Annotated in this window: 14 protein-coding genes; 8 read left to right on the forward strand and 6 right to left on the reverse strand. The window is 74.7% G+C overall.

Annotated features, from left to right (window positions below; all coding sequences use genetic code 11):
* Positions 1–53 precede the first annotated feature (53 nt).
* The 3 genes from ABTY40_RS05855 to ABTY40_RS05865 all read left to right on the forward strand — a co-directional run bounded on the left by ABTY40_RS05855 (position 54) and on the right by ABTY40_RS05865 (position 2018).
* Positions 54–380, forward strand: coding sequence for a hypothetical protein (locus ABTY40_RS05855; protein WP_345284514.1), 327 nt, complete (start codon positions 54–56; stop codon positions 378–380).
* Between the two features lie 317 nt (positions 381–697).
* Positions 698–1336: an ATP-binding protein gene (locus ABTY40_RS05860; protein WP_352058360.1), complete on the forward strand. Its 639-nt coding sequence runs from the start codon at positions 698–700 to the stop codon at positions 1334–1336.
* A gap of 79 nt (positions 1337–1415) precedes the next feature.
* Complete coding sequence (locus tag ABTY40_RS05865; RefSeq protein WP_352058361.1) at positions 1416–2018, forward strand: GNAT family N-acetyltransferase; 603 nt, start codon at positions 1416–1418, stop codon at positions 2016–2018.
* Between the two features lie 50 nt (positions 2019–2068).
* Here ABTY40_RS05865 and ABTY40_RS05870 read toward each other — a convergent pair whose 3' ends face one another.
* A complete protein-coding gene (locus tag ABTY40_RS05870) occupies positions 2069–2833 on the reverse strand; it encodes an SAM-dependent methyltransferase (protein WP_352058362.1) in 765 nt (254 codons plus the stop codon).
* Between the two features lie 280 nt (positions 2834–3113).
* Here ABTY40_RS05870 and ABTY40_RS05875 point away from each other — a divergent pair, with 280 nt between their 5' ends.
* The gene (locus ABTY40_RS05875; protein ID WP_352058363.1) at positions 3114–3602 is read left to right on the forward strand and encodes an SRPBCC domain-containing protein; all 489 of its coding nucleotides are present in this window, start codon (positions 3114–3116) and stop codon (positions 3600–3602) included.
* A gap of 57 nt (positions 3603–3659) precedes the next feature.
* Entirely contained in the window at positions 3660–3971 is a 312-nt protein-coding gene (locus ABTY40_RS05880) for a DUF6332 family protein (protein WP_352058364.1), read from the forward strand.
* 64 nt (positions 3972–4035) lie between these two features.
* Here ABTY40_RS05880 and ABTY40_RS05885 read toward each other — a convergent pair whose 3' ends face one another.
* The 3 genes from ABTY40_RS05885 to ABTY40_RS05895 form a co-directional block, all read right to left on the reverse strand.
* Positions 4036–4806, reverse strand: coding sequence for a hypothetical protein (locus ABTY40_RS05885; RefSeq protein WP_352058365.1), 771 nt, complete (start codon positions 4804–4806; stop codon positions 4036–4038).
* Positions 4790–6025, reverse strand: a complete 1236-nt coding sequence (locus tag ABTY40_RS05890) for a hypothetical protein (protein ID WP_352058366.1) — start codon at positions 6023–6025, stop codon at positions 4790–4792. The genes ABTY40_RS05885 and ABTY40_RS05890 overlap by 17 nt, the downstream gene beginning before the upstream one ends.
* 143 nt (positions 6026–6168) lie before the next feature.
* Positions 6169–7401, reverse strand: coding sequence for an ROK family protein (locus ABTY40_RS05895; RefSeq protein ID WP_352058367.1), 1233 nt, complete (start codon positions 7399–7401; stop codon positions 6169–6171).
* 161 nt (positions 7402–7562) lie between these two features.
* On the opposite strand from ABTY40_RS05895, the gene ABTY40_RS05900 reads away from it, so the two are divergent.
* A complete protein-coding gene (locus ABTY40_RS05900; protein ID WP_352058368.1) occupies positions 7563–8798 on the forward strand; it encodes an MFS transporter in 1236 nt (411 codons plus the stop codon).
* 147 nt (positions 8799–8945) lie between these two features.
* Complete coding sequence (locus ABTY40_RS05905) at positions 8946–9713, forward strand: maleylpyruvate isomerase family mycothiol-dependent enzyme (RefSeq protein WP_352058548.1); 768 nt, start codon at positions 8946–8948, stop codon at positions 9711–9713.
* Positions 9714–9851: 138 nt separating this feature from the next.
* Here ABTY40_RS05905 and ABTY40_RS05910 read toward each other — a convergent pair whose 3' ends face one another.
* Together ABTY40_RS05910 and ABTY40_RS05915 are read right to left on the reverse strand one after the other, a co-directional pair.
* Positions 9852–10349, reverse strand: a complete 498-nt coding sequence (locus ABTY40_RS05910; RefSeq protein WP_352058369.1) for a hypothetical protein — start codon at positions 10347–10349, stop codon at positions 9852–9854.
* A 431-nt stretch (positions 10350–10780) separates the two neighbouring features.
* Positions 10781–12133 (reverse strand): geranylgeranyl reductase family protein, encoded by a 1353-nt coding sequence (locus tag ABTY40_RS05915; protein WP_352058549.1) that lies wholly within the window; start codon positions 12131–12133, stop codon positions 10781–10783.
* A 346-nt stretch (positions 12134–12479) separates the two neighbouring features.
* Here ABTY40_RS05915 and ABTY40_RS05920 point away from each other — a divergent pair, with 346 nt between their 5' ends.
* On the forward strand, positions 12480–13844 hold the full coding sequence (locus ABTY40_RS05920) for a dipeptidase (RefSeq protein WP_352058370.1): 1365 nt from the start codon (positions 12480–12482) through the stop codon (positions 13842–13844).
* Positions 13845–13867 lie beyond the last annotated feature (23 nt).

Consider the following 13867-nt stretch of genomic DNA (forward strand, 5'->3'; position numbering starts at 1 on the left):
GCGGGGAGCCCGGCACACTGGTATCCGCAACCGGGTGAAAGGGGCGGATCGGTATGGCGAAGCCCGAGTTCAGCGCGAGGGGCGTACGGATCGCGCGGTGGCCGCGCTCGCTGACGCGTGCGGGGGAGGTACGGATCGAGGACGGGCGGCTCGCACTGCTGACGAGTTATGGCAGCGAGATCGACAGTGCCCCGGTCACGAAGGTGCGGGCCGGGCGCCCGTGGTTCGCGAAGTCGGACGAAGCCGTGGCGACCGTGAACGGCACGCGCTACCGGCTGACGATGGACCGGGCGGCGACGGACGGCGGCGACGCGGCGGAGGCGGAGCGGTCCGGGCGCTTCCTGGCGGCGCTGAGGCGGGCGGCGGGCAGGAAGTCCTGAGGCCCGGCCGTACGGGGTGGGCGGGAGGGCCGCCCAGGCCTGACGTCCCGGTCCCGCGCCGTCCCTGGGGCGCGGCACGGGGAGCTCCGGCCCGCGTCCGTCTCGTGCGGCCCGGGGGGCGGGGTGACGGGTGAGCCGCCGGGGGCGCCGGCGCGGTGCTCGTGGCCGCGAGTTGCGGCGGGGTGACGGGTGGTTCACGCTGGAACCACCTCACCGAGGGTTCACCGGCGGTGACAGAGCGTTCCGGTCGCCGCCTGCTGTACGCATGACAGATCCGAATCTTCGTCTTCTTACGACAACTTCGGGGAGTCGCCGCCGTGATCAGCGAGCCGAGCAGGTACTACGCGGTGGAGCTTCACGCCCTGCCGTCGCGGATCGGACAGATCCGCCGCATCGTCTCCGCCCATCTCCGCCACTGGCATCTCGACGCCCTGGTGGAACAGGCCGCGCTCGGCGTGACCGAGCTGCTGTCCAACGTCCACCGGCACGCGGAGCCCGACAAACGCTGCACCGTCGAGCTGGAACTCCTGCTCGACCGCCTCACCGTCTCGGTCCGGGACAACGACCCCCGGATCCCGGAGCCGATCGGCTTCGCGACGGGATCCACCGTGGGTGCCGGACTTCCTCCCACCACCACCGGACGCTTCGCGGGACTCGACGGCTTCGAGGAGCTGGCCACCTCCGGCCGGGGCCTCGCCATCGTCGGGGCCGTCAGCGAGAGCTGGGGCGTGCGCCCGTGCGGCGCCGACGGCAAGGTCGTGTGGTTCACCCTCACGGCCCCCGCCGCCCCGGCGCCGTCCCGCGCCCGCGCCGAGGCCGCCCAGGACCCCGGCAGCCCGCTCGCCGAGAGCCCCTTCGTCTCGTACGGCCGCTTCCCGGGCGTGCCTCTGAGCACCCCGGCGGCGCCTCTCAGCAGCCCCCAGGACCCGGCCCGCGCACCGGCGGCGGTCCGCTGACCGAGGGGCTCGGGGAACCTCACGCCACCGCTCGGTCCCGGCGGGCCGGGCGGGCCGGCGTGCGTGGCACGATGCGGCGATGCACTCCCCTTCCCCGATACCGCCCGTCGTGCCCGCGGGCCGGATGGCCGCCATGGAGCAGCCGGTGCTCGACGTCCCGGGCACCGGCCTCGAGCTGCGCCCGTGGCGCCCCGCCGATGCCGGCGCCCTGATCGCCGCCGCCCGGGACCCCGCGATCCACCGGTGGAACCGGTTGCCGGTGGAGACGCCCGAGGAGGCCCGGCGCCGGATCGACCGCATGCGCGAGCGGTGGCACGCGGAGCTGAGCGCCCTCTGGGCCGTCGCGCGACCCGGTGGGGAGGCCATCGGGCTGATCGGGTGCGGAGACATCGACCTCGCCGGTGGCAGCGGCGAGATCCTCTACTGGCTCCTCCCCGCCGCGCGCGGCGGGGGCGTCGCGGCGCAGGCCACGCGGCGCGTCAGCGCGTGGGCGCTGGACGACCTCGGGCTGCACCGGCTGCGGCTGTGCCACTCGGTGGGGAACCCGGCGTCGTGCCGGGTGGCCGGCAAGGCCGGTTTTCTCCTCGAAGGCACCATGCGCGGCGCGCTGCTCCACGCGGACGGATGGCACGACCAGCACCTGCACGCGCTGGTCGCGGGCGACCTCCGCCCGGACGCGTGACGGGCACGGCCCGGTCCGGCTCCCCCTCGTGACGGGGGCTCAGGAGGCTGTCACACGGTGGCGACGAGCGTGAGGTAGGCGATGCCGAGGACGTCCCGGTAGCCGTCGAGCCAGCTGGAGCGCTGGCGGTCGACCCGCTCGCGGGTCTCGGCGGCGAGGGGATGGCCGGGGTTGGCCGCCAGCCACAGCTCCGTGTCGTAGCGGTAGCCGGACTCGAACTCGTCCCACTCGTCCCCGCTCGCCCGCTCGATCCACGCGGGCCGGAAGCCGGCCTCGACGGCCAGGTCCACGAGCGCGCCGAGGGAGAGGTGGTCACCGGTCCGGGCGCCGGGCCACATGGCGGCCAGCTCGGCCTCGGTGGGGGTGCGTTCCCAGAATCCCTCGCCGAGGACGACCCGCCCGCCGGGGCGGACGAGCCGTCGCAGTTCGCGCAGGGCGGCGGCCGGGTCGTGCGGCTGCCCGGGGTCGCAGAGGGCCTGACTGGACCCGAGGCAGAGGACGGCGTCGACGGGGCCGCGGTCGGTGCCGAGGGCGGACTCCTCGACGAAGGTGACGCGGTCGGCGAGTCCGCGCTCGCGGGCCAGGACCCGGCCGCGGGCGAGGTCCTCCGCGTCGATGTCGATCCCGGTGCCCTTGGCACCCGGGGCGGCTTCGAGGACGCGGAGGAGCAACTCCCCCCAGCCGCAGCCGATGTCGAGGACGTCGGCGGGCGCGGCGGCGGCGAGCCGGCCGATGAGCCGGGTGGCCCGCGCCTCGGAGAGCGGGCCGTGGAAGGTGAGGCCGCCGAGGCGGGGAGGAGGACTGGAGTCGGTCATGATCCGGAACGCTAGCCGGTGAACGGGCTTTCGCGCGCGGGTTTTCCGGGGGCCGGGCCGACCGCGGGCGAGGGACTCGAGGACGGCCGGGGGGCGGCCGAGGCGGGGACTCCCGGGGCGGGAGGTTCGGGGGGCCGGGCCTCCCGGGGCGGGGCCGGCCGGGGCAGGGGGCCCGGGGCCCGGGGCCAGGGAGATCCGCGAGCGGGGCCGGCCGGGGCGGGGGGCCCGGGGCCAGGGAGATCCGCGAGCGGGGCCGGCCGGGGCGCCGTAGCCTGGCGGGATGTACTCCACCCGCGCCTCGCGCCGCGTGGCGGCCCCGCCGTCGGCCGTCTACCGGGCGCTCCTGAACCCCTCGGCGGTCGCACGCTGGCGGGTGCCGTACGGGATGACCGGCGAGGTGCACGTCTTCGAGGCCCGCGAGGGAGGCGCCTTCCGGGTCTCGCTCACCTACGGCGCGGACACGCCGGACGGCGCCGGCAAGTCGGGCCCGCGCACGGACACGTACCACGGCCACTTCGTGGAACTGGTCCCGGACGAACGGGTCGTGGAAGCGGTCGAGTTCGAGAGCGACGATCCCGCCCTCACCGGCACGATGACCCTCACGTCCCTGCTCGTCCCCCTCCCGGACGGAACCGAGGTGCGCGTCCTCCACGAGAACGTCCCCGACGCGGTCCCCGCCGCCGACAACGAGACCGGCCTGCGCATGGCCCTGGACCGTCTCGCCACCCTGGTCGAGGAGGGGAGCGGCACCTCGCGGGCCTCCGTGTGAGGCAGGCTCCGGACGCCCGTGGGCGACAGCCCGCGCCCGTGGTGGGAGACTTCCGCCATGACGACGGGACGGCGGAGCCAGGCAGAACGGGACGCGATCACGGTCGAGATCGGCTACGCGCTGTTCAGCGCGTGCTTCCTCGCCGCCCTCGTCTTCGCCGCGATCGCCGGTCCGGCCGCGGTCTGGGAACTGCCGCACCCCGTCGAGAAGTCGCTGGTCGTCGTGGGGGCGGGGATCTCCGGCGTGCTGGGGGTGCTCCGCGTCGTCCACGTCCTGTGGCGCCACGGGCAGCGCCCGGAGAGGCTGTCCCCGGGGGGCGAGGGGACCCGCGCCGGGAAGGACGCGGCCGGCGGGGAACCGGGGGCGTGACGGGGGCTCCCCGGCCCCGCACCACGGTGCCGAGGGCGGCTCGCCGGCGCGCGGGGAAGCGCGGTCAGACGGGGGGCAGGAGATCGCTTTCGCTGACGGTGCAGTTCAGGGGCGGATAGGTGAAGTCCGTCTCCTCGTTCTCGCGGCGTCGCAGCCGGTAGAACTCGCGCCTCTGCTCGTCGTCGGCCGGCACGAGACGCGCCCCTCCGGGGAGGTACGGGTGTCCGTCGCGGAAGTCGACGACGGTCCTCGACGTGCGGAACGTGACTCCGAGCCATCGGTTCTCCCCCGCCCGGCGGGAGGAGTCCAGGACGATCCTGTGCCTGAGTCGTCCGTTGGTGCCGACGGAGAACGCGACGACACCGTGGTGGTCGAGGGGGATCTCGAACGTCCCTCCCCCGGGCTCCTTCGACTCGAAGATCAGCTTCCTCGGCGGGTCCGGCTCGGGACGTTCGTAGCAGGAGAAGAGGGCGATGTACGACCCGTCGGCCAGATCGAGGGCCTGGTCGGAATGAGCACCCATGGTCGTGTACGCGTGCGTGTACACCTCGATGAGGGCGTTGTTGAAGCCGACGGGAATCGCCGCGCGGTCCTGAATCCGTCGCGCCAGCCGTTCGTGCACCTCGCGGAACCGCTGTGCCGGGCTGCCGTAGCGCGTGGTCGTGCGGACGAGTGGCACTCCGCCCGTCTCGTCGGGCCTGGTGAGTACGGCGCCTCGTCGGCCTTTTCCCACGTCCTCCCAGCGGACCGACGCGAACAGTTCGGGGAAGAGACTCTCCTCGGCGGGCAGGGCGTACGAGAGGATTCCGTCCCGGGCGCTAGACGAGGGGGGCAAGGTAGTCTCCCGTGTTCATGCTGAAGCGGAACGCGTCGCCGTAGTCGATGAAGGACGCGGTCCTGTTCTCCTCGGCGTACAGCCTGCGCAGCTCGTTCATGCCGTCCGGCGTGGGCGGCCCCAGTTCCACCGTGCCTCCGGCCGCCTTGAGGAAGGTGCGGCCGTCCTTGTGAACGGCTTCCGTCTTCGAACAGCGCACGACGTATCCGAGGCGGGTCGGAAGCCTCTCGGCGTCCAGGGCCGAGGGCCGGACCTCGTGCGTGTACAGGCGGTTGGTGGACAGCGGCATGAGGAACACGGAGCCCGGGTGGAGGGTCAGCGTGAACCGCGGGGGCAGCGCGAGCCCGTCGCTTTCCGCGGCGGCCTGTTCCTTGAGCCGGAAGTGGAGCCGGGTGAGCGCGCTGATCCCGTTCACGCCGTGGTCGAAGGGGTCCTCCACCAGGGGGCTCACCTTGTCGAGTCCGTCGTAGAAGGTGCAGAAGGCCATGATGCCGTTGGCCGGCATGTCCTTGGTCTTGTCGGCGTGGGCCGAGATCCTGGCCTTGGACTGCTTGCGCTCCGGCGTGGCGCGGGTGTTGTGGTAGATCTGCGCCAGGACGTGATTGAGCGGTGCCGGGTCGCGGAAGACGGTGGCGGCCTCGCGGTTCAGAGCCTCGACCACGCGCGTGTCGGTCGGGCGGAAGTTCTCGGTCGGCCCGGAGAGATTCGTGGAGCACCGGAGCAGGCGGAAATGCAGTGCGTCGCCGTCGCGTGTGACGGGCGTCAGATAGATCCCGCTGCGATGTGCCGTTCCGGGTTTGGTGGACTCCGTGAGGGACTGGAACGCGTGCTCGGCACGGATCCGTCCGAAGTGATCGTCGCCGGGTGCGAAGAAGCGGCGGTAGTACACGCCGGCACCGTGGACGCGGAGGGGAAGGCGGCCCGGGCCGACGGCGGTCCAGGGCCCGCCGGCCTCCTCGTCGTCACCGGCGGGTGACGGCTCCCGTACGACGAACACCCGGTCGGCCTCCGCCAGTCGGCGGCTGTCGACCGCGGACGCGTCGCCCCACACGTAGACGGTCTTCCGCGCGAGGCCGGGCAGTCGGGAGGCCAGCTCCTCGGGTGTGACGAGGGTCCCGAGGAAGTCCCTGACCAGCTCGTGGTCCCGCAGCGGCGCAGGCGCAACCAAGACGGTGTTCGCCTCGTCGACGCGGGCTTCCGGCGGCTGTGCGGTGCGCATGAAACGGCCCCCCGTTCGCGGATCCTGATGACGACCCCACCATGGACATGGCGACGGCCCGTACTTCACCCCGCGTCGCGCAGCGCGGGCGAAGGAGCCGGACCGGTGAACCGAGATGGTCTCACGGGTCCCGGCGCGGGGGCTTACGGGGTGGCCGGTTCGCGCCCGAGGGCGGTGAGGGGGTCGTCGAGGACGGGCTGCCAGGCCAGTTCGGCCGCGCCGACGAGGCTGTTGTGGTCGAGGGTGCACGGCAGGATCGGCACTCCCCCGCTGCGGCCCCACAGACTGCGGTCGGCGACGACGGCACGCAGGCGTTCGGGGTCGGCGTGCAGGAGTTCGCGGTGCAGGCCGCCGAGGATGATCCGGTCCGGGTTGAGGATGTTCACCAGGCCGGCCAGGCCGAGACCGAGCCGGTCGATCAGTTCCTCGGTGGCGGCCCGTACCCCCGGATCGTCGGGGCTCGTGCGCAGCAGGTCGCGCGCCTGCTGGAGCAGGGACACCTCGGGGCCGGGGTCCTTCCCGGCGACGGTCAGGAAGGCCAGCGGGTCGGTCTCGACGTCGAGGCAGCCGCGGCTGCCGCAGTGGCAGGGGCGCCCCTCGGGGTTGACGGTGAGGTGTCCGACCTCCAGGGCGAGGCCCGCGCTGCCGGTGTGGAGACGGCCGTCGAGGACGAGCGCGCCGCCGACGCCGCGGTGGCCGGTGGCCACGCAGAGCAGGTCGCGGGCGCCCCGGCCGGCGCCGTGGCGGTGCTCGGCGAGCGCGGCGAGGTTCACGTCGTTGCCCGTGAAGGCGGGACCCTCGATGCCGGCGGCCCGTACCCGCTCGGCGAAGATCTCCCGGACGGGCGCTCCGGCCGGCCAGGCGAGGTGGAGCGGGTTGAGCGCGGTCCCCTCGGGTTCCGCGACGGCGGACGGCGCGGCCAGACCCGCGCCCACGCAACGGCGTCCGGTCTCGCGCAGCAGCGCCGCGCCCGCGTCGACGACCGCCCCGAGCACCTGGGCGGGGTCGGCGGAGACGGTGACGCAGCCGGGCGCGGTGGCCACGAGGGTGCCGCCGAGGCCGACGAGCGCGGCGCGGAAGCCGTCGGCGTGGACCTGGGCGGCGAGGGCGACGGGCCCCTTCTCGTCGACGGCGAGCCGGTGGGAGGGGCGGCCCTGCGAGCCGGCGGCGGCGCCGGGGTTGGAGTCGACCCGGATCAGGCCGAGCGCTTCCAGTTCGGCGGCGACGGCTCCGGCGGTGGCCCGCGTCACCCCGAGCTCGGCGGTCAGAACGGCCCGGGTCGGCGCCCGGCCGGTGTGCACCAGTTCCAACGCGGGCCCGAGGGCGCCGCGCCCCCTGTCCAGCCGCGTGCGGGTCGTCGTCGCCTTGCCGTTCATGGAGGCGAGTCTCCCATGATCGGACGCCCCCGCGGTCCGGGCGGGTGGGGGTCCCGGTGGGGCGGGGCGCGGCGCCGGCGGCTCGGCCCCGTGGTCCCGTACCCGCGTCCTGGCCGTCCCGCCGGTTGAAAGCGGAGCCCCGGCACCCCTATCCTGAGTTTGTGCCGCTACTAAACAAAGTACGGACGGCCGCCTCGGGGGGCTTCGGCGGAGACACCGCCGCCCGCTCCCTGTCCCGCCTCCGCCTCGCCCTGACCCTGTTCTTCGCCCTCGACGGCTTCCTCTTCGCCGGCTGGGTGGTCCGGATCCCCGCCGTCAAGCAGCAGACGGGCGCGACGGCCGGCGACCTCGGCCTCGCGCTGCTCGGTGTGTCCGCCGGCGCCGTGGTGACCATGACGCTGACCGGGCGGCTCTGCCGCCGTCACGGCAGCCACGCCGTCACCGTGGCGACCGCCGTCCTCCTGTCGCTCTCCGTCGCGCTGCCCGCCCTCACACGGTCCCCCCTCGCGCTCGGCCTCGTCCTGCTCGTCTTCGGCGCCGCCTACGGCGGCATCAACGTCGCGATGAACAGCGCCGCCGTCGATCTGGTGGCCGCCCTGCGCCGGCCGGTGATGCCCAGCTTCCACGCCGCCTTCAGCCTCGGCGGCATGGTCGGGGCCGGGATCGGCGGTCTGCTGGCCGGCGGCCTCTCCCCCACCGCCCACCTGCTCGGGCTCACGGTCGCCGGGCTCGCCCTGACGGCCGCCGCCGGACCCGTACTGCTGCGCCACCCCTCCCCCGCCCCTCCACAGGCGCTGCCGTCCCAGCCGGACGCGCGGCCCGGCGCGCCCTCGCCCTCGCCCGCGGCCCGTCGCACCGTGCTGGTGTTCGGGGTGATCGCGCTGTGCACCGCGTACGGGGAGGGGGCGCTGGCCGACTGGGGGGCGCTGCACCTCGCGCAGGACCTGCACGCCCACCCGGGCGTGGCCGCGGCCGGATACTCCGTCTTCGCCCTGACGATGACCGCCGGGCGGCTGTCCGGCACGCTGCTCCTGGAGCGGTTCGGCCAGACCCGCACCCTGGTGGCGGGCGGGATCACCGCCTCCGCCGGCATGCTCCTCGGCGCGCTCGCGCCGACCGTGTGGGCCGCGCTGCTCGGCTTCGCGGTGACCGGCCTCGGGCTCGCCAACATCTTCCCGGTCGCCGTCGCCCGCGCGGGCGCGCTCGCCGGGCCCGGCGGGGTGGCGACCGCCTCCACCCTCGGCTACGGCGGGATGCTGCTGGGCCCTCCGTCCATCGGGTTCCTCGCCGAATGGTTCTCCCTGCCGGTGGCGCTCACCACCGTCGCCGCGCTGGCCGCCGGCGCCGCGGTGATGGGCTACGGAGCGCGCAACGCGGGCGCCTCCCCGGCCGCTTGACCGCCCCGTCCGCCCCCGCGGCCCCGCCGTCCCCGCCCGTGTCCACCCCCCGGGACGGATTGCGGCAAGCCTCTTCCCCTCGGTGCCACGGCTGTCAGAATCCAGGCCATGGACATGATCGACGAAGGCACGGTCCCCGAGGGGACGATGAAGGTCACGGAGCACATCGACGCGCTGGACGCGGCGGGGCGGGCCCTTGCGGAGGCCGCCGCCGAGGCGGGGCCCGACGCGGCGGTGCCGACCTGTCCCGGGTGGCGGATCCGGGACCTGCTGCGGCACACCACGACCGTGCACCGCTGGGCCACCGCTTTCGTGGCCGGGGGACTCACCTCGTTCGAGCCCGCCGGAAGTGAGCCGGAGCTCGACGGCGACGCCTTGCTCGCGCACTACCGGGAGGGACTTGACGGCCTCGTCGCGGCCCTCCGCGCGGCGCCGGAGGGCCTGGAGTGCTGGACCTTCCTGCCGGCTCCGTCGCCCCTGGCGTTCTGGGCGCGGCGGCAGGCGCACGAGACGACCGTGCACCGCGCCGACGCCGAGTCCGCGCTCCCCACGGGCCCCGGGATGGTCGATCCGGTCCTCGCGGCGGACGGCATCGACGAGCTGCTGCGCGGTTTCCACGCCCGGGACCGCAGCCGCGTACGGACTCCCGAACCGCGCACCCTGCGGGTACGCGCCACCGACACCGGCGACGTGTGGACGGTACGGCTCTCCGACGACACGCCCCGCACGGAGCGGACCGCCGTGGAACCGGGGGCCACCTTCGGGGAGCCGGCCGCCGACACGGAGCTGAGCGGCACCGCCGACCTGCTCTATCTGTACCTCTGGAACCGGCTGCCCGCCGACGCCGTGACTCTGACCGGGGACCCTGACCTCGCCGACCTGTGGCGCGAGACGTCGGCGATCACCTGGTCCTGAGTGTTCGGGGGCGGGGCGAGCGCGAAAGCGGGCCCCGCCGACCGGCGGGGCCCGACCGGGAGTCCGTGAAACCGGCCGGCCCGGCGTGCGTCCGGCCCCCGCCACCGCCGGGCCCCTCTCCGCCCTGGAGGACCGCGCTCAGCAGGACGCGGCGCGCTCGGAGTCGGTGACCGCCTTCGTCAATTCGGCGAGCTGCGGCTTGAGCTGGTTGAGCCGCCCCTCCGTGGACATCCGGTCGTCGTCGAGCGCGTCCACGGTCTGGTTGAACTTGCCGTACACCTTGTCCAGCCGGCCGGTGTCCACCGCGGCGCCGCCGGTCTCCTTGGCGCTTTCGCGGATGTCCTCCATGTCTCCGCTCATGTCCTCGCGGAGGTCCTCGATGTCCGCGTAGCTCGACGACGGGCCGAGCCGGGACATCTCCGACGCGTGCCCCTTCAGACCGGCCAGGTCCTCACAGACGGCGGGGCGCGAGGCGGCGCCGGTCGTGGTCGGGTCCGAGGCGGCGTCCCCATTCCCGTCGTCGCCGCAGGCACTGAGCGTGAGGGCGGCGAGGGCGGTGGCCGCCAGCAGGCCGGCGCTCGCGGAACGCCGCCGCCGGACGCGCGCGGGACGGGTACTGGTCGTGTACGTGGTCATGCGACTGCCCTTCGATGACGCAGAGCCGCTGACGTGCGGCGGGTGTGGGTTGCGAGTGTCCGCGAAGGGCGAGAACAAACATCACTTCGGCCGACAGCCACCCCTACGGGGCACCCACCACCGCCGTTCCCCACCCACCCGGCCGGAACTGTCGGTGACGAAGGGAGTGCTCGGGGCCGGGGGCCGGGCGCTCCTCCCGTACGGAGGTGGGCGCCGGGCCGCCGACAGGGCGTTGGGCGAAGAGGGTGGCCCGGGCGGGCCCTGCGCGCCTCGACGCGCGCCCGCGTACGCCGGAGCGCCGACGCACGGCGAGAGGGACGCCGCGCGCCCGCGTACGCCCCGCCCCCGCCTCACGTCGCCCCCTGAGGGCGGCACCGTGTGTCGCGTGGCCCGCTGACGCACGCGAGCCGGTCGGCAGACCCGCGCCCGCCCTACGCGCTCTCGCCCGTGCCCGCCTGGTCCGGCCGCCCCGCGTCGCCCGTGGCCCCGCCGCCCTGCCCCTTCTCGAGGCTTTCGCCGCTCTCGCCGTCCCCGCCGCTCCCGGTCTTCTCCGCGCCGTCCTGCGCGCGGGGCGGGACCCCGCGCCCCGCCGGCCCGTAGCCCGCCGAGGTGTCCATGCGGCGGTCGAGGAGTTCCAGGGCCCGGCGGGCCAGCCCGTTGGAGCGGACCATGCCGCCGAGGGTGGCCGCGCCGCGCGTGATGTCGGTGAACGCCTTCCAGGCCGGCCGCACCCCGGTGATGACCGCGTGCAGGAGCCCCGGGCGCCGCTCGAAGACGGCGAGCATCCGGCGCCCGACCGCCATCTCCACGCCGAGACCCGCCTTGATGGCGAAGGCGTAGTTGAGCGCCTGCCGGCGGGCGTCCACCGCGTCGTTCGCCTCGGCCACCCGCACCGCCCACTCGCCCGCGAGCCGGCCGGAGCGGAGCGCGTACGAAATGCCCTCACGGGTCCACGGTTCGAGCAGGCCGGCCGCGTCGCCGCAGACGAGGACGCGTCCCCGGGACAGCGGCGAGTCGTCGGTGCGGCAGCGCGTCAGGTGGCCGGAGGAGATCGCGGGCTCGAAGCCGGCGAGGCCGAGCCGGGCGATGAAGTCCTCCAGGTACCGCTTGGTGGCCGCGCCCTCGCCGCGGGCCGAGATCACGCCGACCGTCAGCGTGTCCCCCTTGGGGAAGACCCAGCCGTAACTGCCGGGCATGGGGCCCCAGTCGATGAGGACGCGGCCCTTCCAGTCCTCCGCCACCGACGGCGGGACGGGGATCTCCGACTCCAGACCGAGGTCGACCTGGCCGAGCTTCACCCCCACGTGGGCGCCTATCCGGCCGGCGCTGCCGTCGGCGCCGACCACCGCCCGCGCGAGGACGGTCTCGCCGCCCGCGAGGACGACGGCGACGGTACGCCGGTCCGGGACCGCGGGCCCGTGCTGCTCCACCCGGGTCACGGCGACCCCGGTCCGCAGCTCGGCGCCGGCCTTGCGGGCGTGCTCCACGAGCTGGGCGTCGAACTCGGGCCGGTTGACGAGGCCGAACAGCATCCGGCGCGAACGCCGGGTCCGGGTGAACCGGCCGTCCATCGAGAAGGTGACGGCGTGCACCCGGTCCAGCAGGGGCAGTTCGAAACCGGGCGGGAGCGCGTCACGCGACGGACCGATGATGCCGCCGCCGCAGGTCTTGTAACGCGGCAGTTCGGCCTTCTCCAGGAGCAGCACCCGGCGCCCGGCGACGGCGGCCGCGTAGGCGGCGGAGGCGCCGGCCGGACCGGCGCCGACGACCACGACGTCCCAGATCCGGTCCGCGGACGGCCCGGGCGCCGCGTCGGTCCCCTCCGCGTCGGCTTCCGCCGCGTCCCCCCGCTCCTCCCCCGGGTCGGGGATCGGGCCGGGCGCCGGATCGGACGTCGGACCCGCGGGCTCGGCAGCCACGGGATCGGTGTGCTCCGGACCGGTGTTCTCTGCGTGCTCGCTGCTCACGGTGTGCTTCTGCTCCTGATCCGACCGGTGGTCTGCTCTGTCCGCATCCTACGTCTCGGTAGCCGGGGCCCCACCGTAGGATCGGCGGTGCGTTCGACGTACCACGACATACGCCGAACGCCCTCCATCCCGTCGTAACGTCGCACCCACCAGGAGCGTGCCCATGACCTCCCATCCGATCGCCGAGACCGTCCGGTCCCTGATGCCGCGGGCCAAGGCCGAGCTGGCGGAACTGGTCGCCTTCGAGTCGGTGGCGGACGAGGCCGTGGCCCCCCGCAGCGAGTGCGAGGCCGCCGCCAACTGGGTCGCCGGCGCGCTGCGGGCCGAGGGCTTCGAGGACGTCGCCCTGCTCGACACCCCCGACGGTTCGCAGTCGGTGTACGGCATCCTGCCCGGCCCGGCCGGCGCGCCGACCGTGCTCCTCTACGCCCACTACGACGTGCAGCCGAAGCTGGACGAGTCCGCCTGGCTCACCCCGCCGTTCGAGCTGACCGAGCGCGACGGCCGCTGGTACGGGCGCGGCGCCGCCGACTGCAAGGGCGGCGTCGTGATGCACCTGCTCGCGCTGCGCGCCCTGAAGGCCAACGGCGGTGTGCCGGTGACGGTCAAGGTGATCGTCGAGGGCTCGGAGGAGCAGGGCACGGGCGGCCTGGAGCGGTACGCGGAGCAGCACCCCGAGCTGCTGGCCGCCGACGCGATCGTCATCGGCGACGCGGGCAACTTCCGGGTGGGGCTGCCGACGGTGACGGCGACCCTGCGCGGTATGACGATGATCCGGGTGCAGATCGACACCCTGCAGGGCAACCTGCACTCCGGGCAGTTCGGCGGGGCCGCCCCGGACGCGCTGGCCGCGCTGATCCGGGTGCTGGACTCGCTGCGCGACGAGACCGGGGCCACGGCCATCGACGGTCTGCCGCGCGACACGGTGTGGGAGGGCCTCCAGTACCCGGAGGAGGACTTCCGCCAGGACGCCAAGGTCCTGTCCGGCGTGGACCTGCCCGGCACCGGTACGGTCGCGGACCGGATCTGGGCCCGGCCGGCCGTGACGGTCGTCGGTATCGACTGCCACCCCGTGGCCGGCGCGACGCCGTCGATCCCGTCGACCGCCCGCGCGCAGATCAGCCTGCGGGTGCCGCCGGGCCAGGACGCGGCGGAGGCGACGAAGCTGCTGTACGCCCACATCGAGAAGCACACCCCGTGGAACGCGCGGGTGAGCTTCGAGCAGGTCGGACAGGGCCAGGCGTTCCAGGCGGACACGTCGAGCCCGGCGTACGCGTCGATGGCCGAGGCGATGCGGATCGCGTACCCGGGCCAGGAGATGCAGGCGGCGGGCATGGGCGGGTCGATCCCGCTGTGCAACACGCTGGCGTCGCTGTACCCGGAGGCGGAGATCCTGCTCATCGGTCTGAGCGAGCCGGAGGCGCAGATCCACGCGCCGAACGAGTCGGTCTCGCCGGAGGAGCTGGAGCGCCTGTCGGTGGCCGAGGCGCACTTCCTCGTCAACTACGCCCGCTCGAAGCAGGCCTGACGAATTGTCGGGCGGCGGGGACG

The sequence above is a fragment of the Streptomyces sp. NPDC126503 genome (genome assembly GCF_040302405.1).
In the GTDB taxonomy this organism is placed as follows: domain Bacteria; phylum Actinomycetota; class Actinomycetes; order Streptomycetales; family Streptomycetaceae; genus Streptomyces; species Streptomyces gulbargensis.